Source organism: Mycobacterium branderi (assembly GCF_010728725.1).
Lineage (GTDB): Bacteria > Actinomycetota > Actinomycetes > Mycobacteriales > Mycobacteriaceae > Mycobacterium > Mycobacterium branderi.
Genome location: NZ_AP022606.1, coordinates 1,244,599 through 1,262,527, shown reverse-complemented (window position 1 = coordinate 1,262,527; position 17,929 = coordinate 1,244,599). Strand labels below are relative to the sequence as shown.

Sequence of the window (17,929 nt, the reverse complement as noted above, 5' to 3'; positions counted from 1 at the left end):
GCTTTCACGTACAACTACGCACCTTCGCGGGTGAGTCGACCACTTGACAGCTGTCAAGTTTGGTGGCGGTACAGTCTGCCCCATGCAGATTCGCGAGCATGTCGGCACCGGTAAGCCGGCGGTCGTCCTCCATCCGTCCGGCACGGTCATCACCTTCGACGAGCTGGAAGCCCGGGCCAATCGGCTGGCGCATTACTTTCGCCGGGCTGGGCTGGCCGAAGGCGACGCGGTCGCGATCCTCATGGAGAACAACGAGCACATCCACGCCGTGATGTGGGCCGCGCGGCGCAGCGGCCTGTACTACGTGCCGATCAACACCCACCTGACCGCGCCCGAAGCTGCCTACATCGTCGACAACAGCGCCGCCAAGGCGATCATCGGCTCGGCCGCGCTGCGGAAAACCTGCGAGAACTTGGCGGAGCATTTGCCGGGCGGATTGCCCGAGCTGCTCATGATCGCCGACGACGACCTGTCCGGCTGGCAGCGTTACCCGGAATGTGTTGCGGATCAACCGGTTACGCCGATCCCCGACGAGCGCGAGGGCGACCTTTTGCAGTACTCGTCGGGCACCACGGGCCGGCCCAAGGGCATCAAACGCGAACTGCCACACGTCCCTCCGGCCGAGGCCCCCGGCATGATGTCGGCGCTAGTCGGATTCTGGATGACGCCGGACTCGATTTACATGAGCCCGGCGCCGCTGTATCACACGGCGCCGTCGGTGTGGTCGATGAGCGTGCAGGCCGCCGGCATCACCACAGTGGTCCTCGAGAAGTTCGACCCCGAGGGCTGCCTCGACGCGATCCAGCGCTACGGGGTAACCCACGGCCAGTTCGTACCGGCGATGTTCACCCGCATGCTGAAACTGCCGGAGTCGGTGCGTAATTCATATGACTTGTCGAGTCTGCAGCGGGTGATCCATGCGGCAGCGCCGTGCCCGGTGGAGATCAAGAAGCAGATGATCGACTGGTGGGGCCCGATCATCGACGAGTACTACGCATCCTCGGAGGCGATCGGGTCGACGTTGATCACCGCCGAGGAGTGGCTGGCCCATCCGGGCTCGGTCGGCAAACCAATGGCCTGCCAGATACACATCCTCGACGAGAACGGCGACGAGCTGCCGCCCGGGCAGGCCGGCGAGATCTACTTCGAGGGCGGCTATGCGTTCGAATACCTCAACGACGCAGCGAAAACCGCGGCATCGCGCGACAAGCACGGCTGGGTGACGGTCGGCGATGTCGGCTACGTCGACGACGAGGGCTACCTGTACCTGACCGACCGCCGCCACCACATGATCATCTCCGGCGGGGTGAACATCTACCCCCAAGAGGCAGAGAACATGCTGGTCACGCATCCAAAAGTGTTGGACGCGGCGGTGTTCGGCATTCCCGACGACGAGATGGGCCAAAGCGTCAAGGCGGTGGTGCAGACGCTCGACCCGGCCGACGCCACCGACGAGTTCGCCGCCGAGCTGTTGGCATGGCTGCGGGACCGCCTCGCCCACTACAAATGTCCACGCTCGATCTCGTTCGAAGCCGAGCTGCCGCGCACCGAGACCGGCAAGATGTTCAAAGGCGAGTTGGTCAAGAAGTATTCGTGAGCGTTGTCGAGCTGCCAGCGGGAATCTTCGTCAGCACTGAAAATGCCAGTGAACAAGCAACTTTCACGCTAAGCGAGGATCCCAGCGACGACCGGCGGGTGGTCACCGTGCCATCGGTCGATGCCGCCCTCGCCGAACTCCATGAGCGACTGAAGCATTGGCCGCAGGCGGCAGCCGTGTGCGACGACGTGCTGCGCGCGGTGGATCCTGGTGGCCCGACGCGCGCCGGGGTGATCACCGAGTCTCTGGCCTATTCGACGCTGCAATCCGGCCAGGAATTCGCCCGCTGGCTTGCCGAACGCGGCCCGGCCCGTATGCCGGAGATCCCCGATCCGGTAGTGGCCGAACGCGACGGCAACACGCTGCGGATCAAATTCAACCGGCCGTCGCGGCACAACGCATTTTCCACCGACGCTCGCGCCGCACTGCTGGAAGCGCTCGACGTCGCGCGCTACGACACGTCGGTCGACGAGGTGGTGCTGTCCGGCAATGGGCCGTCGTTCTGCAGCGGCGGCGACCTCGCCGAGTTCGGCACCTTGCGCGATCCCGCCACCGCGCATCTGGCCCGCACCCGCTACAGCCCCGCCCTGGTGCTCGACGCGCTGACCGCACGGTTCGGGCCGGCCTGCCGCGCGGAGGTGCACGGGCAAGTGCTGGGCAGCGGACTGGAGATGGCGGCGTTCTGCGGACATGTTGCGGCTGCGCCCGATTCGGTGTTCGGGCTTCCCGAGCTGAGCCTCGGTCTGATCCCGGGCGCCGGTGGCACCGTCAGCGTCACCCGGCGCATCGGCCGTTGGCGCACAGCGTATCTGGTGCTTTCCGGTCACACCATCGACCCGGCGACGGCGCTGGCATGGGGGCTGGTGGACGCGGTCGGCTAGGCCAGCACGTCGTACTCGCGGAGGAATCGCACGATCGCATCGATCATCAACGGGCCGTCGAGCAAGTCCATGCTGTTGTGGTCCGCGCCGGGCACCAGAAGGAACCGCTTCGGCTCGCGCGCAGCGTCATACAGGCGTCGGCTCAGCTTCGCAGGCACCAGGGTGTCGCGATCGCCGGCGACCACCAAAAGCGGTGCCCCCACGCGCGCGATCCGGTTGATCGACGGGTACCGATCGGCCAGCAGTGGGCCGACCGGCAGGAACGGGTAGTGCAACCGGCCGACATCGGTCAGCGATGTGAACGGCGAGCGCAGCACCATCGCGGCCGGCGGCGACTCGAGCGCCAGCCGAACCGCCACCGCCGCGCCCAGCGACTCGCCGAAGTAGACAATCCGATCGATTTCCGGGCGAGCCGCCAGGAACGCCCGGGCGGCTCGGGCGTCCGCGGCCAGGCCGTCTTCGGTTGGCCGGCCGGGGTTTCCGCCGTAACCCCGGTAGTCGAAGAGCAGTACCGACACACCGGCGTCGCGCAAAGCGGCTGCCAGCGGCGCGCGCAACGTGCGGTCGCCGCCATTTCCGTTGCAGACCAACACCGCCGGTCCGCCGCCCGCGGCGGGGAAGAACCACGCACTCAGCCGCAGCCCGTCGTCGGTGTGCAGGACGACGTCCTCGCCGCCGGGCAGGACGGCTGCGGCGGGCGGTACCGGCCCGGGCGACGGGAAGTAGATCAACCGCCGCTGCAGTGATGTCAGCATGTGCGAACGCTGCCGAGTGTGGACTTAATGCACGGTCGGAGCGAAAAAGCGTGGCATAACCGCACACTCGGCGCGGAGGTGGAGGTCATCAGAGGCCGCCGCGGGCCACCAGTTGCCCGGCGATCACGTTGCGCTGGATTTCGTTGGTGCCCTCGCCGACGATCATCAGCGGGGCGTCGCGAAAGTACCGCTCAACGTCGTATTCGGTCGAATAGCCGTACCCGCCGTGAATGCGGACCGCGTTCAACGCGATCTCCATCGCCACCTCGGAGGCGAACAGTTTGGCCATGCCGGCCTCCATGTCGCAGCGTTCGCCGCTGTCGTAGCGTTCCGCCGCATAGCGGGTGAGCTGGCGCGCGGCGGTGAGCTTGGTCGCCATGTCGGCCAGGTAGTTGCCGACGGCCTGGTGCTTCCAGATCGGTTTGCCGAAACTTTCCCGCTGTTGTGCGTAGGCCAGCGCATCGTCGAGCGCCGCCGTCGCCACTCCCAGCGCCCGTGACGCCACCTGAATGCGGCCTGTCTCAAGGCCTTTCATCATCTGCGCGAAGCCCTTGCCCGGTACGCCGCCGAGAACAGCCGACCCGGGAACCCGGTAGCCGTCGAACGACAGCTCACACGATTCGACGCCCTTGTAGCCCAGCTTGGGCAGGTCCCGCGAAATCGTCAGCCCCGGGCCGGGTTCCACCAGCACCACCGAGATGCCGGTGTGGCGTGGCGTCGCGCGCGGATCGGTCTTGCACAGCAACGCAATCAGCCCGGAACGCCGCGCATTGCTGATCCAGGTCTTCGACCCGTTGATCACCAGCTCGTCGCCGTCGGCCAGCGCGGTGGTCGACATGTTCTGCAGATCGCTGCCGCCGCCGGGCTCGGTGAGCGCCATGGTGGCCCGCAGCTCACCGGTGGCCATCGGCGGCAGGTAGCGACGCTTCTGCTCCTCGGTGCCGAACAGCGTGAGTAGCTTGGCCACCACGGTGTGCCCGCCCATCGCACCGGCCAGGCTCATCCAGCCGCGGGCCAGCTCCTGGGTGACCAGCACGTAGCACGGCATCGACACCGGCGACCCGCCGTACTCTTCGGGAATGGCGAGGCCGTAAATGCCGATCCGCTTCATCTGCTCGATCCACACTTGCGGATACTCGTTGGCATGCTCGACTTCGCGCACCGTCGGCCTGACGTCTTTGTCGACAAACTCACGCACGGTCTCGACCAGCATCGTCTCTTCGGGGGTCATGAGGCCATGCTGACATGACCGGCGGCCCGTACTTCGACGACCTGCACGTCGGACAGGTTTTTCCCGCCGCCCCGTCGATGACGCTGTCCCCGGGAGTGGCCGCCGTGCACCAGAGCATCCTCGGCGACCGGCTGCGGCTGCCGCTGGACGCCGAACTGTCCCACGCAGTCACCGGGTCGACGACGCCGCTGGCCCACCCCGGCCTGGTGTGCGACGTCGCGATCGGGCAGTCGACGCTGGTGACCCAACACGTCAAGGCCAACCTGTTCTACCGCGGGCTGGTCTTCTACCGCTTTCCGGCGATCGGCGACAGCCTGTTCACCCGCACCGAGGTGGTGGGCCTGAAGAAGAACTCGGCCAAACCCGGGCGCGCGCCCACCGGCCTGGTGGCCCTGCGGATGACCACCATCGACCAGGCCGATCGATTGGTGCTCGACTTCTACCGCTGCGCGATGCTGCCGTTGAGTCCCGGCGCCGCGCCGGACGCCGCCGAGCACGCCGACGACCTCTCGACGGTCGGTACCGACCTGGTGCCGCCGCCCTCGGCCACCGAGCAGTGGAGCGGCGCCGTGTTCCGCCAGCGCATTCCGGGGCCGCATTTCCACCCCGGCATGGCCGGCTCGGTCTTGCATAGCAGCGGCGACATCGTCAGCAGCGCACCGGAGCTGGCCCGGCTCACGCTGAATATCGCTGCGGTACACCATGATTCGCGGGTTGGCGGACGCCGGCTGGTTTACGGCGGCCACACCATCGGGTTGGCGCTGGCGCAAGCCACCCGGTTGTTGCCCAACTTGGCGACGGTGCTGGGCTGGGAGTCCTGCGACCACACGGGTCCGGTGCACGAGGGTGACACGCTCTACAGCGCGCTGCACGTCGAGTCCGCGCAGCCGACCGACCAGGGCGGCGTGCTGACGCTGCGATCGTTGGTCTATGCGGTGGGCGAGCCGGACCGCCAGGTGCTGGACTGGCGGTTCACCGCGCTGCAGTTCTGACGCGCGCACAATGGTGGGCGTGGATGCGGCCGCAGCAGACTGGGCCGGCAGCGGCCTGGCCTATCTGACCGGCCCACCGGATGGGCCGCCCGATTTCTCCCGCGCTGCCGTGCTGACCCAGGCGCGCCGCGTGACCGCCGAGATCGCCGAGCTGACCGGCGTCGAGGTTGACGCGGCGATGGTATTGGCGGGCCGCGCGGCGCTGCGCGGCCTGACCCGGCTGGGCTCGATATCTGCGGGTGGCGCTACCCGGTTGCTGCCCACCGTCGACGGCTGGTGCGCGATCGCGCTGCCACGCCCCGAAGACATCGAGGCACTGGCCGCCCTGCTGGAAACAAACACCACTCCGGAGGATCCCTGGTGCGAGCTAACGCGTTGGACAGCAACATGTTCCGCGTACGAAGTAGTCACCCGCGCCCAGCTGCTGGACGTCGCGGCGGCGGCGCTCGGCGAAGCGGTCCCGGCGACGCCCGTGGTGCGCCGAATCGGTGACACCGCCGAGCCGCGCGACCTCGACGGGCTGCTGGTGGCCGACCTGTCGTCGCTGTGGGCCGGTCCGCTGTGTACCCACCTGCTGGCCCGCGCGGGCGCTGTCGTCGTCAAGGTGGAAAGCCCGGCCCGCCCGGACGGGACCCGTCGCGGGGAGCCGGCGTTCTTCGATTGGATGAACTTCGGAAAGCTTTCCTACTGCGTGGATTTCGACGACGGGGCATTACGGGACTTGCTGAGCGCCGCCGACGTCGTCATCGAGGGATCCCGCCCCGCCGCGCTACGCCGACGCCGGCTGAGCGTCGACGACGTCCCGGCCCGGGCCGGGCGGGTATGGCTGCGGATCTGCGGCCACGCCGGTCAGCCGGACCGGGCGGCGTTCGGCGACGACGCCGCGGTCGCGGGCGGGCTCGTCGGCGCCGGCCCGGTGTTCTGCGGCGACGCCGTCGCCGACCCGCTCGCCGGACTGGAGGCGGCGCGGGCGGTGGCGCAGTCGCTGCGCCGTGGCGGCGGCGAACTGATCGAGGTGTCGATGGCACAGGTGGCCGCGGGCTACGCCGCGCTGCCGACATCGCCGGCTTGCGACATGCCCGTCGCCGCGCCGCAACCCCCGCCACCGAGCCCGTCGGCGCCGCCGCTGGGGGCCGACAATGCCGCGGTAAAGCACATCGTCGCCGAAAAGCTCGGTGCGCCATGTTGATTCGACGTGCGACCAGGCTCGACGGTGCCGTGCTCGACATTCGGGTCGGCGAGCAGATCGGCCAGGTGGACGCGAACCTTCAACCCCGGCCCGGTGAGGACGTATTCGACGCTGAAGGCGGCACCGTGATACCCGGCCTGCACGACCACCACGTCCACCTGCACTCCGCGGCCGCAGCCGAAACTTCGCTCCAGGTGGGGCCTCCCCACGTGCGCGACCGCGACGCGCTGGCCGGCGCGCTGGCCACCGCCCAGACCGGCGACGACGGCTGGATCCGTGCAATCGGCTATCACGACTCGGTGGCCGGGCCGTTGGACCGGACCGCGCTGGATGCGCTGGCACCCGCAGTGCCGGTGCGCATCCAGCACCGCAGCGGTGTGCTGTGGATCCTCAACTCCGCCGGCCTGGCCCGGGTCGGGCTGGCCGACCACCCCGACGGGCGCCTGCGCAGCGCCGACTCGGATTGGTCGGAGGCGTTGGAGCGCCGCGATCTCGGTCTCGCCGACGTCAGCCGTCGGCTGAGCAGCTACGGCGTCACCGGGATCACCGATGCCACACCGGATCTCGAGGTCGGCGACATCGTGAGGTTGACGGAGCTGCATCGCCACGGTGAACTACGCCAGCGGCTGCATTTCCTGTCACCCGGCAAGCGGATCCTGCGTGACGACGATCTGGATCTCGACGAACTCGCACGCTGGATTGCCGAACGGCACCGCGACGGTGGCCCGGTCGCCATCCACTGCGTGACGGCCGCTCAGTTGCTCGTGACGATCGCGGCGCTGCAGCAGGCCGGCGCCCATCCACGCGACCGCATCGAGCACGCGGCCGATACACCGTCCGACTGCCTCGACGACCTGGTGGACCTCGGGGTGACCGTGGTGACCCAGCCCAATTTCGTTGCCGAGCGCGGTGATCAATATCTGGCCGAGATACCGGCCGGCGAACACCACCAACTGTGGCGGGTGGCGTCGCTGCTGCTTGCCGGGGTTCCGGTCGCACTGTCCACCGACATGCCGTTCGGCCACGGCGACCCGTGGGCGGCGATGCGCGCCGCGGTCCATCGCATCACCCCGAGCGGGGCGGTGCTGGGCCCCGACGAATGTGTCCCGGAGCGGCGAGCGTTGATGATGTTCCTGGGCTGGGCCGAGCACCCCAGCCGGGTCCGCACCGTCGAACCGGGCCAGCCCGGCGACCTGTGCGTGCTGAGCGCCCCACCGGAAGCCGTCCTGGCCGAACTGGACGCAGAACAGGTGGCCGCCACGATCATCGGCGGGGAAATCGTTTACGCCGCAAGGTGACCTCGTTAGTGCGGTAGGTCGCGGAACGGTGTATTGCGGTAGGGCTCCGGCTCTTTGGGCAGACCGAGTATGCGTTCGCCGATGATGTTGCGCTGAATCTGGTCGGTGCCGCCGCCGATCGAGGTGAAATACGCGTTGAGGGTCCGGAATGTCACCGCGTCACCGACCGGGTTGTCCGGTCCGGCCAGCATCGCCTCGGCGCCGACGATCTCGGTCTCCACCCGGGCGGTTTCGTGCAGGATCCGCGACATCGCGATCTTGCCCAGTGCCGTCAGCGTCGCCGCCTCGCCGCGGTCAGTAGCGGCCTTCGATCGCTCTCTGTTCCAACGGTTCACGGTAACCAGCGCGTCGACCCGGGCGATCTGCTGACGGACATCGGCGTCGTCGATTCGGCCGAATTCCCGCGCCAATTGCACCAAGCCACCGCCCTTTTCGGATTTGGGCCGCTTGGCATCCTTGGACGTGCGGGCCAGGTCACCCATGAACCGGCGTTCGTGGCCGAGCGCCACCTGCAGCACCGCCCAGCCTTCACCCGGCTCGCCGACCATGTTGTCGGCGGGCACCCGGGCGTTCTCGATGAACACCTCGTTGAACTCCGCTTCACCGGTGATCTGATGGATCGGGCGGATTTCGACGCCGGGTTGTCGCATCGGGAACATGAAGAAGCTGATTCCCTTGTGCTTGGGCACATCCCAGTCGGTCCGGGCCACCAGCATGCCGTAATCGGCGGTCTTGGCGAACGACGTCCACACCTTCTGGCCGTTGATCACCCAGTCGTCGCCGTCGCGGTCGGCGCGGGTGCGCAGGCCCGCCAGATCCGACCCGGCGCCCGGCTCGCTGTACAGCAGACACCACTTGCTCTCGCCGCGGATCGACGGCGGGATCAGCCGCCGCTTCTGTTCGTCGATGCCGCAGTCGTGCAGCGTGCAGGCGAACAGGTTTGCCCGGTCATGCCCGGAGCCCGGCGCCCCGACCGCCGCGAATTCCTCGGCGACAATGCGGGATTGGGTATCGGTGAGACCGCGTCCATACCAATCGGGTTCCCAGCTGGGGACGGCCCAGCCGGCGTCGACGACGGTGTGCGCCCACTCGGCGCGATCGACGCCGGGAGACCAATTGGCGGCCAGCCAGTCTCGGACCTCGCGGCGCACTTCTTCGTCAGTCATGGCGTCGCTCCTCCTCATCGCTTCGCTCTGCATCGTCGCCGACGCGAGTCACGTCAGGCTCCGATCTCCTGCAGGTAACGTTCGCGGTGCCAGGACGGGCTGCCCAGCAGCTGGGCGTCGCTGCGGGCCCGCCGCAGATACAGATGTGCCGGATGTTCCCAGGTGAACCCGATGCCACCGTGCACCTGAATGTTGGTCGCGGCGACGAACACGAAGGCATCCGAGCAATAGCCCTGTGCCAGCGCCAGATCCGCGATCCGCGACGGCGATTGCCGCGCAACCGACTCGGCGGCGAACCGTGCGGCCGACACCGCCGACTCGGCTTCCAGCAACATGTCGGCGCACATGTGCTTGACGGCCTGAAAGCTGCCGATCGCCCGGCCGAACTGGTAGCGGGTCTTGGCGTACTCGGCGGCCATGTGCGTGACGCGGCGCGCCCCGCCGGCCTGCTCGCCGACCAGCGCCACCGCGGCGCAATCGAGCGCCGCATTGAACACCTCGACGCCGGAACCCAGCTGGCCGACCAAACGTGCTGGGGCGCCGGATAATTGGAGCCGGCACTGTTTGCGGGTCGGGTCGACGGTGGTCAACGGCGTCACCTCTACGCCCGGCGCATCGGTCTTGACGGCGAACACCCCCGGCCCGGCGTCGGCCACGGCCAGCACATACACCAACTCGGCCAATGCGCCGTCGAGCACGAACTGCTTGCTTCCGGTCACCTCCCAGCGCTCACCGACCGCGCGGGCCGACGTCGCGATGGTCGACGGTATCCGCGCCGAGCCGTCCTCGGCGAAGGCCACGCTGGCGATCAGCTCACCGGACGCGATCCGCGGCAACACCGCCGCGGATTCTGCGGCGTCGGAAACCCCGGCGAGCAGGCTGGGCACCAGCACCGCCGTCGACAGATACGGGCCGACCAGCAGTGCCGCGCCCATCTCCTCGGCCACGATGCCCAGCTCGACCGGTCCCGCGCCGGCGCCGCCGTACTGCTCACCGATCAGCAGCCCCACCAGACCCATCGCGGCCATCTCCTGCCACATGGCCGGGTCGAAACCGGTGTCGGTGGCCATCAACGCTCGCACCGCGGACTCCGGGGAGCGTTTCGCCATCAAGTCGGCGACCGTGCTGCGCAATGCCCGCTGCTCGTCGGTCACAGAAAACGGCACGCCCTCAGCCCTTCGCTGCCAGCGCCGTCCGAAGGCTGGCGCACTGACTGGCGAAAAACGCCTGGGACACTTTGGCTTTCGGCACCAGCAGGTCGAACCCGTGAAACGCGCCGGGGACCACCTCGACGTGGCACGGCACCCCGGCCTGAGTGAGCCGCTCGGCGTAGGCGAGGTCCTCGTCGTGGAACAGGTCGTGGGTGCCGACCCCGATCCATGCCGGGGGCAGCCCGCTCAGGTCGTCGCGGCGCGCGGGTACGGCGACCTGCGGGTCGGCGTCACCGAGATAAGCGGCCCAGCCGAACCGGTTACTGCTGGGGCTCCACAACCGGTACGACGGGAGGCTCGGATTGTTCGCACTGCGATCGTCGAGCATCGGGTAGGCCAGCAGCTGCAGAGCCGGCGTGATCTCGCCGCGGTCGCGGGCGAGCAGCGCCAGCGCGGCCGCCAGCCCGCCGCCCGCGCTGGCACCGCCGATGGCGATCCGCGCCGGATCCACCGCGGGCAGCCGGGCCAGCCACGTCAACGCCGAATAGCAGTCCTCGAGCGGCGCGGGGTAGGGGTGTTCGGGGGCCAGCCGGTAGTCCACCGACGCCACTGTGGCGCCCAGCTCGCGGCTGAAGCGACGACACAGCTTGTCGTCTTGGCTTGCCCTGCCCAGCACGTACCCGCCACCGTGGATCCACAGCAATGCGGGCGTGGATTCGGCTGTGCTGGTGGGCCGGAACAGCCGGACCCCGGCGCCGGAGTCCAACGTGAGCACTTCGACGTCGCCCGGGCTGCGCAGACCCTGCAGCCGCGTCGCGGCCCGCATCAGTCGTAACGTGCGCGGGCTGACCAAGGTTCGCGGCGCGAGGCGGGCGATTCGGCGCAGATCGGGGTGAACATCGGTGTTCGACATCGGTCCAGTATTGCGCGTGTCGGCCTGATCTCCGTTTGCGGGCAACCGGGCGGGGTACGCTCCCGGAATGGTGCGCCCCGCGACCCGCTACCCCGGACCGACCACAGCCGCAAGGGTCCGGTGGTTGCTGCGAGCCCGCCCGGCGGACTACATGCTGGCATTGAGCGTCGCGTCGGCTTCGCTGCCGGTGGTGGGCAGGCATCTGGAGCCGCTGGGTGGCGCGACGGCGATGGGCGTTTGGGGCTGCCGGGTGCTGCCCGAGTTCCTGTCCACGACGGCCAAGTCCTGGCTGACCCCGGGCATCGGCGAGGTCCGCAAGCGCGAGCGCGACCAGACCCACACCGTCTCGCAAGCCGCGTTGCGCGGCATCGTCTCGGCCAAGGACCTCGACATCGAATGGCCCGCGCCGGAGCGCACGCCGCCGGTATGGCGGGCGCTGAAGCACCGCCGCTACCTGCATCGCACCGACGTCCGCTACGGCGATCACCCGGCCCAACTGCTCGACGTGTGGCGCCGGAAGGACTTGCCGGCCCGGCCCGCGCCGGTGCTGCTGTTCGTGCCCGGCGGCGCCTGGGTGCACGGCAGCCGTGCCCTGCAGGGTTACGCGCTGCTGTCGCGTCTGGCCGAGCTGGGCTGGGTGTGCCTGTCGATCGACTACCGGGTGGCGCCGCACCACCGCTGGCCGAGCCACATCACCGACGTCAAGACCGCGATCGCCTGGGCGCGCGCCAATGTCGACAAGTTCGGCGGCGACCGCAATTTCGTTGCGGTGGCGGGGTCTTCGGCCGGCGGGCATCTGGCCGCGCTGGCCGGGCTCACCGTCAACGACCGCGAGCTGCAGGCCGAACTGCCCGAGGGTTCGGACACCTCGGTGGACGCCGTCGTCGGGATCTACGGCCGCTACGACTGGGAGGACCGGTCGACCGCCGAGCGGGTGCGCTTCGTCGACTTCTTGGAACGGGTGGTGGTCAAGCGCAGCATCGACCGGCACCCCGACATATTCCGCAACGCTTCACCGATCGCCCGGGTGCACCCGGATGCGCCGCCGTTCCTGGTGATTCACGGCAGCAACGACACGGTGATTCCCGTCGAGCAGGCGCGCAGCTTCGTCGAGCGGCTACGGTCGGTGTCGCATTCGCCGGTCAGCTACATGGAACTGCCCGGCGCCGGGCACGGCTTCGACCTGATCGACGGGGCCCGCACGGGCGCGATGGCGACCGCAGTCGGGTTGTTCCTCAACCAGGTTCACCGCAATCACGCATTGATGGCCAAAGAGGTTATTTGAGCGCCGCCCGACTGTAAGGTCCGTCCCACAGGGTCCAAAAAGGGGTGTGCAGCGGTGAAAAGACTCAGTGGCTGGGACGCGGTACTGCTGTACAGCGAGACTCCCAACGTGCATATGCACACCCTCAAAATCGCGGTGATCGAGTTGGACCCCGACCGCCGTGATTTCGATATCGACGCGTTTCGCCGCGTCATCCACAGCCGGCTCTACAAGTTGGACCCGTTCTGCTACCAGCTGGTCGACATCCCGATGAAGTTCCACCACCCGATGTGGCGGGAGAACTGCGACGTCGACCTCACCTACCACATCCGGCCCTGGCGGCTGCCCGCGCCGGGCGGTCGCCGCGAACTCGACGAGGCGATCGGGCAGATCGCCAGCACGCCGCTGGATCGTAGCCGCCCGCTGTGGGAGATGTATTTCGTCGAGGGCTTGGCCAACAACAGGATTGCGGTGGTGGGCAAGATCCACCACGCGCTGGCCGACGGTGTCGCGGCCGCCAACCTGCTGGCGCGCGGCATGGACCTGGCGCCCGAACCGCCGACGGGCAAAAAGCGGTATGCGCCCGATCCGGCCCCGTCCAAGGCAGAACTGGTCCGTTCGGCGTTCGGCGATCACCTGCGCCAGCTCGGAAGAATTCCACGCACCGTGCGCTATACCGCGGAGGGCGTGGGCAGGGTGCGCCGCAGCAGCCGCAAGCTCTCGCCCCAGTTGACCCGGCCGTTCACTCCGCCGCCGACGTTCATCAACCACATGCTCACGCCGGAGCGCAAATTCGCCACCGCCACTTTGGCGTTGGCTGACATCAAGGAGACCGGCAAGGCGCTCGGCGTCACGATCAACGACGTGGTGCTGGCCCTGTCGGCGGGGGCGTTGCGCAAACTGCTGCTGCGCTATGACGGCAAGGCCGAGCCGCTTTTGGCCTCCGTGCCGGTGAGTTTCGACTTCTCGCCGGAGCGCATCTCGGGGAACTACTTCACCGGAATGCTGGTGGCGTTGCCGTGCGACATCGAGGACCCGCTGGAACGGGTGCGCCTGGCCCACGACAACGCAGCCGAGGCCAAGGAGAGCCATCAGCTGCTCGGGCCCGAGCTGGTGAGCCGATGGTCGGCCTACTTCCCGCCGGCGCCGGCCGAGTCGCTGTTTCGGTGGCTGGCCAGCCGTGACGGCCAAAACAAGGTGCTCAACCTGCCGATCTCCAACGTTCCGGGGCCTCGCGAGCCTGGCCGGGTCGGCGGCGCGCTGGTCACCGAGATCTATTCGGTGGGGCCGTTGACCGCGGGCAGCGGCCTGAACATCACGGTGTGGAGCTATGTCGACCAGCTCAACGTGTCGGTGCTCTCCGACGGCATCACGCTCGACGACCCGCACGAGGTGACCGAGGCCATCCTCGACGACTTCGTCGAATTACGCCGCGCCGCAGGGCTTTCCGACAAGCTGACCGTGGTCGAGAGCGCGATGGCGCAAGCCTGATCGCCCGCGAGAGTGCAACTATCGGCGGTCGCACTCGAGAAACGTGTCGCCAGTTGCACTTTCGCGGCTACCCGCTGAGGCGTGCCAACAACTCGCCGCGCACCACTTTGCCGGTGCTGCTGCGGGGCAGTTCGGGCAGCACGACGATCTCGCGGGGCACCTTGTAGTTGGCCAGGTTGTCGCGCACGTGCTGCTTCAGCGCGTCGACGGTGACCGTCGAGCCGGGCGACGGGACCACGAACGCCGCCAGCCGCTGGCCGTACTGTTCGTCGTCGACCCCGAGCACCGCCGCCTCGGCGACGTCGGGATGCGCCACCAAAGTCTTTTCCACTTCGATCGGGTAGACGTTCTCGCCGCCGGACACGATCATCTCGTCGTCACGACCGACCACATAGAGCCGCCCGGCCTCGTCGACCCGGCCGACGTCACCGGACGCCATGAAGCCCTCGTGAAAATCCTTGGTATTACCCGACGTATAGCCGTCGAACCGGTTGGAGTTGCGCACGAAAATCTGCCCGACCTCGCCCACCGGCACCTCGCGGAACTCGCTGTCGAGGATGCGGATCTCGGTGCCGACCGCGGGCTTGCCGGCGGTGTCGGGTGCGGCCCGCAGATCCTCGGGTGTCGCCGTCGCGATCATGCCCGCCTCGGTGGCGTTGTAGTTGTTGTAGATCACGTCGCCGAACTCGTCCATGAACCGGGTCACCACGTCGGGCCGCATCCGCGAGCCCGATGCGGTGGCGAACCGCAGCGAGCGGCAACTATAACGGCGGCGCACCTCGTCGGGGAGGTCCATGATCCGGTCGAACATCACCGGCACCACGCACAGGCCGGTGGCCTGGTAGCGGTCGACGAGATCGAGGGTGGCTTCCGGGTCGAACTTGCGCCGGGTCACCACCGTGCAGCCCAGCGACGCGGCGAACACCAGCTGGGAAAAACCCCAGGCGTGAAACATCGGCGCCACCACCACCGTCGTCTCCTCGGTGTGCCAGGGCACCCGGTCCAGGATCGCCTTGAGCTCGCCCACGCCGCCGCCGGAATGCTTGGCGCCCTTGGGACTTCCGGTTGTTCCCGACGTCAGCAGGATCAGTTTGCCTTTGCGGCCCGTCCGCGCGGGACGCTGACCGGCGTGCGCGGCGATGAGCCCCTCGACCGTGAGATCGTGCGGCTGTTCGGTCCACGCGACGATGCGCACAGTATCCGGCTTGTCGGCCAGCGCGCGGTCGACCGAGTCGGTGAACTCCTCGTCGTAGATCACCGCGTCCGCGCCCTCGCGGTGGACGACCTCGGCCAGTGCAGGCCCAGCGAACGAGGTGTTGAGCAGTAACACGTCGGAGCCGATCCGGTTGGCGGCCACCAAGGCTTCGACGAAACCGCGGTGGTTGCGGCACATGATCCCGACCACCGCCGGTGTGCCGCCGGGCAGCCCCTGCAACGCCGCGGCCAGTGCGTCGCTGCGCTGGTCGAGCTCGCGGTAGGTCAGTGACCCCAGCTCGTCGATCAGTGCCGGCCTATCCGGGCAGCGCGCAGCCGACATCGCGAAACCGCTTGTGACGGAAAGACCTTCGCGGCGTGCGGCCGCGGCGATCCGCAGGTATCGGTCAGGCCGCAGCGGTGCGATGATTCCTGCGCGGGCCATGGTGGCCAGCAGGCCGAAGACGGCCACTAGCCGACGATCGGCAGGCGCCGCTCTTTGGCCAATGCGTCGAGCGCCTTTTGCATGACGTGGCGGACGTGGGCGTCGACCTCGTCGATGTCGGGGTCCTCCCCGAACTGCTCAGCGACGTCGATCGGCTCGAGCACCTGCATGACGATCTTGGTCGGCAGCGGCACGTTGACCGGCAGGACCGCGGACAGCCCGAACGGGAAGCCCACGGAGATCGGCAGGATCTTCACCCGCATCAGCTTGTCCAGTCGCAGCGCGTGCGCCAGCCACGTGCCGCGCGACAGATACAGCTGGCTTTCCTGCCCGCCGATGGCGACCGCCGGCACGATCGGGACGCCGGCGTTCAACGCCGCCCGGACATAGCCGGTGCGCCCGTCGAAGTCGATGGTGTTCTCCGCCAGCGTCGGCCGGTACACGTCGTAGTCGCCGCCCGGGAAAACCACCACCACGCCGCCGGACCGCAGCGCCTCGTCGGCGTTCTCGTGATTGGCGCGTATGAAACCGGTCCGGACGAAGAAGTCCGCGATCGGGCCGGTGAACAGCACGTCATGGCTCAGGGTGTAGACCGGACGGTCGTAGCCGAACTTCTCGTAGAAGCCGGTCGCAAAGACCGGAACGTCCATCGGGAACAGGCCGCCGGAATGGTTGGACACCACCAGCGCGCCGCCCGGCGGGAACGACTCCAGGCCGCGCACCTCCGCACGGTGGTAGCCCTTGATCAGCGGGCGGATCCACCCGATCACCCGTTCGGTGAGACCGGGATCCCACTTGGAGATTTCGGTTGGTTCGAGGTCGATGGCAGTCAACAGTCCCCCTTGATCTGATGGCGGCGACCCGCTGCGCTCGGCTTCGCCGCGCTTGCGATCGCCGCTATGATTCCGCGCTGAATGTGGCTGTGATGTTAGCCCAAGTCACTAGTATCGCAGCGTGCGGGACGACGTACTCGGCCTGACAGCGACGACAACGAGCCCGATTCGTGGCGGTGGTCAGCCCGGCGAGATCTTGGTTGCTGTTCGGGGCGCCACCGAAACCTACATCGCGTTTGCCGACGAGCCGATCGCCCAGCATGAGACCGTCTTGATCGTCACCGTTCGTCCGGGCCGGCAGGTGGACGTGGTGCCCTGGCCGGCCGAACCGACACTGCCCACATAAGGAGAGACGACCCATGCTTGGTTACCACGTTCCCGAACCGGACGAGGCGATGCTCATCAGCGGGGCCCGCTCGCGCGGCGACGAACCGTTCCGGGTCGTCATCGGCCACGGCAAGTGGGTGATGCCGTTTTTCCGGCGGGTCAGCTTTTTGTCGTTGGCGATGTATGAGGCCGAGATCGAGGAACGCTGTGTGACCGGGCAGGGCATCCTGCTGGACGTGCGGGCGGTGATCGCGTTCAAGGTGGCCAACGACACCGCCTCGATTGTCAATGCGGCGCAACGCTTTTTGTCCGAGCAGGAGCAGGAGATGTCGACGCTGACCGGCCGGATCTTCTCGGGGCATCTGCGTTCGATCGTGGGCTCGATGACAGTTGAGGAGATCATCCGGGAGCGCCAGAAGCTCGCTGACGAGGTGTTGACCGCGTCCAAGATCGAGATGGGAAACATTGGGCTGCTGGTGGATTCGTTTCAGATCCAGTCCATCGACGACGGCAACCTGGGTTACATCGCCGCGCTGGCTGCGCCGCACAACGCGGCCGTGCAGCGTGACGCCCAGATCGCCCAGGCGCAGGCCCGCCAGGCCGCCGCGGAGGCGGAGCAGGCGTCGGCCCGCGAACAAGCGAAATATCAACGGGAGACCGAGATCCTGCAGGCGCAGTACAAGAAGGACGTCGACCGGGCCAACGCCGAAGCCGCACAAGCAGCTCCGCTGGCCGAGGCCCGCGCGCAGCAAGAGGTTCTCGCTGAGCAGCGGCTGCTGGCCCAGAAGCGAGCCGAACTGCGTGAGCAGGAGTTGCAGGCCGAGGTCGTCAAACCTGCTGAGGCCGAAGCCGAGCGGGTGCGCATCCTGGCGCAGGCCGACGCCGATCGCACCAAGATCGCGGCCGAGGCGGCGGCCTCCAACAACAAGATTGCGTTGGATCAGCAACTCATCGAGCAGCTGCCGTTGCTGGTGTCGGAGGCGGCCAAGGGGCTCGCGGGCGCCAGGCTGACCGTCCTCAACGGGCCGGAAGGCGTCAACGAGATGATTACCGGCGTCGTCGCGCAGGGTCTGTCGATCCTGGGCACCCTGCGGGACAACCTCGGCTCGGCCAGCAAGCCGGACGAGGACGGCCAACGTGAGCCGACGTCATACCCGGTTGAGCGGTCGATACCATCGGTCGGACCTGCCACCGAAAACTAA

General features: G+C 68.1%; 16 protein-coding genes. 9 read left to right on the top strand and 7 right to left on the bottom strand.

The genetic code is table 11. The features are described from left to right. The first annotated feature begins 82 nt into the window (after positions 1-82). Both fadD4 and G6N47_RS06535 read left to right on the top strand, forming a co-directional pair. Complete coding sequence (fadD4, locus tag G6N47_RS06540; protein ID WP_083133149.1) at positions 83-1,597, top strand: fatty-acid--CoA ligase FadD4; 1,515 nt, start codon at positions 83-85, stop codon at positions 1,595-1,597. After that, on the top strand, positions 1,594-2,478 hold the full coding sequence (locus G6N47_RS06535) for an enoyl-CoA hydratase/isomerase family protein (RefSeq protein ID WP_232080139.1): 885 nt from the start codon (positions 1,594-1,596) through the stop codon (positions 2,476-2,478). The genes fadD4 and G6N47_RS06535 overlap by 4 nt, the downstream gene beginning before the upstream one ends. Here the strand turns inward: G6N47_RS06535 and G6N47_RS06530 are convergent. Next, positions 2,475-3,233, bottom strand: coding sequence for an alpha/beta hydrolase (locus G6N47_RS06530; RefSeq protein ID WP_083133147.1), 759 nt, complete (start codon positions 3,231-3,233; stop codon positions 2,475-2,477). The two genes, G6N47_RS06535 and G6N47_RS06530, sit on opposite strands and share 4 nt — an antisense overlap. A gap of 88 nt (positions 3,234-3,321) precedes the next feature. Then, complete coding sequence (locus G6N47_RS06525) at positions 3,322-4,464, bottom strand: acyl-CoA dehydrogenase family protein (RefSeq protein ID WP_083133146.1); 1,143 nt, start codon at positions 4,462-4,464, stop codon at positions 3,322-3,324. A 14-nt stretch (positions 4,465-4,478) separates the two neighbouring features. Between G6N47_RS06525 and G6N47_RS06520 the strand changes: the two genes are divergently transcribed. The 3 genes from G6N47_RS06520 to G6N47_RS06510 are packed head-to-tail and all read left to right on the top strand — an operon-like array spanning position 4,479 to position 7,943. Continuing rightward, complete coding sequence (locus G6N47_RS06520) at positions 4,479-5,456, top strand: MaoC family dehydratase (protein WP_083133145.1); 978 nt, start codon at positions 4,479-4,481, stop codon at positions 5,454-5,456. 10 nt (positions 5,457-5,466) lie between these two features. After that, positions 5,467-6,645: a CoA transferase gene (locus G6N47_RS06515; protein WP_083133144.1), complete on the top strand. Its 1,179-nt coding sequence runs from the start codon at positions 5,467-5,469 to the stop codon at positions 6,643-6,645. Next, positions 6,639-7,943, top strand: a complete 1,305-nt coding sequence (locus G6N47_RS06510) for an amidohydrolase family protein (protein ID WP_083133143.1) — start codon at positions 6,639-6,641, stop codon at positions 7,941-7,943. The genes G6N47_RS06515 and G6N47_RS06510 overlap by 7 nt, the downstream gene beginning before the upstream one ends. A 5-nt stretch (positions 7,944-7,948) precedes the next feature. Here the strand turns inward: G6N47_RS06510 and G6N47_RS06505 are convergent, their stop codons facing one another. The 3 genes from G6N47_RS06505 to G6N47_RS06495 are packed head-to-tail and all read right to left on the bottom strand — an operon-like array spanning position 7,949 to position 11,173. Beyond that, positions 7,949-9,109 carry an acyl-CoA dehydrogenase family protein gene (locus G6N47_RS06505; RefSeq protein WP_083133142.1) on the bottom strand — a complete coding sequence of 387 codons (1,161 nt, stop codon included), beginning with the start codon at positions 9,107-9,109 and terminating at the stop codon, positions 7,949-7,951. Positions 9,110-9,162: 53 nt separating this feature from the next. Continuing rightward, positions 9,163-10,275 carry an acyl-CoA dehydrogenase family protein gene (locus G6N47_RS06500; RefSeq protein ID WP_083133141.1) on the bottom strand — a complete coding sequence of 371 codons (1,113 nt, stop codon included), beginning with the start codon at positions 10,273-10,275 and terminating at the stop codon, positions 9,163-9,165. Between the two features lie 4 nt (positions 10,276-10,279). Beyond that, positions 10,280-11,173, bottom strand: a complete 894-nt coding sequence (locus tag G6N47_RS06495) for an alpha/beta hydrolase (RefSeq protein ID WP_083133140.1) — start codon at positions 11,171-11,173, stop codon at positions 10,280-10,282. Positions 11,174-11,240: 67 nt separating this feature from the next. Here G6N47_RS06495 and G6N47_RS06490 point away from each other — a divergent pair, with 67 nt between their 5' ends. Next, positions 11,241-12,458 carry an alpha/beta hydrolase gene (locus tag G6N47_RS06490; RefSeq protein WP_083133139.1) on the top strand — a complete coding sequence of 406 codons (1,218 nt, stop codon included), beginning with the start codon at positions 11,241-11,243 and terminating at the stop codon, positions 12,456-12,458. A gap of 54 nt (positions 12,459-12,512) precedes the next feature. Next, a complete protein-coding gene (locus G6N47_RS06485) occupies positions 12,513-13,928 on the top strand; it encodes a WS/DGAT/MGAT family O-acyltransferase (RefSeq protein WP_083133138.1) in 1,416 nt (471 codons plus the stop codon). A 67-nt stretch (positions 13,929-13,995) separates the two neighbouring features. On the opposite strand, the gene fadD12 is transcribed toward G6N47_RS06485, so the two are convergent. Then, entirely contained in the window at positions 13,996-15,630 is a 1,635-nt protein-coding gene (gene fadD12, locus G6N47_RS06480) for an acyl-CoA ligase FadD12 (protein ID WP_372517550.1), read from the bottom strand. Beyond that, complete coding sequence (locus tag G6N47_RS06475) at positions 15,594-16,400, bottom strand: 1-acyl-sn-glycerol-3-phosphate acyltransferase (RefSeq protein WP_083133137.1); 807 nt, start codon at positions 16,398-16,400, stop codon at positions 15,594-15,596. Before G6N47_RS06475 ends, fadD12 begins: the two co-directional genes overlap by 37 nt. A gap of 121 nt (positions 16,401-16,521) precedes the next feature. Here G6N47_RS06475 and G6N47_RS06470 point away from each other — a divergent pair, with 121 nt between their 5' ends. Then, positions 16,522-16,746, top strand: a complete 225-nt coding sequence (locus G6N47_RS06470) for a hypothetical protein (RefSeq protein ID WP_083133136.1) — start codon at positions 16,522-16,524, stop codon at positions 16,744-16,746. Positions 16,747-16,759: 13 nt separating this feature from the next. Beyond that, on the top strand, positions 16,760-17,929 hold the full coding sequence (locus tag G6N47_RS06465) for an SPFH domain-containing protein (protein WP_083133135.1): 1,170 nt from the start codon (positions 16,760-16,762) through the stop codon (positions 17,927-17,929).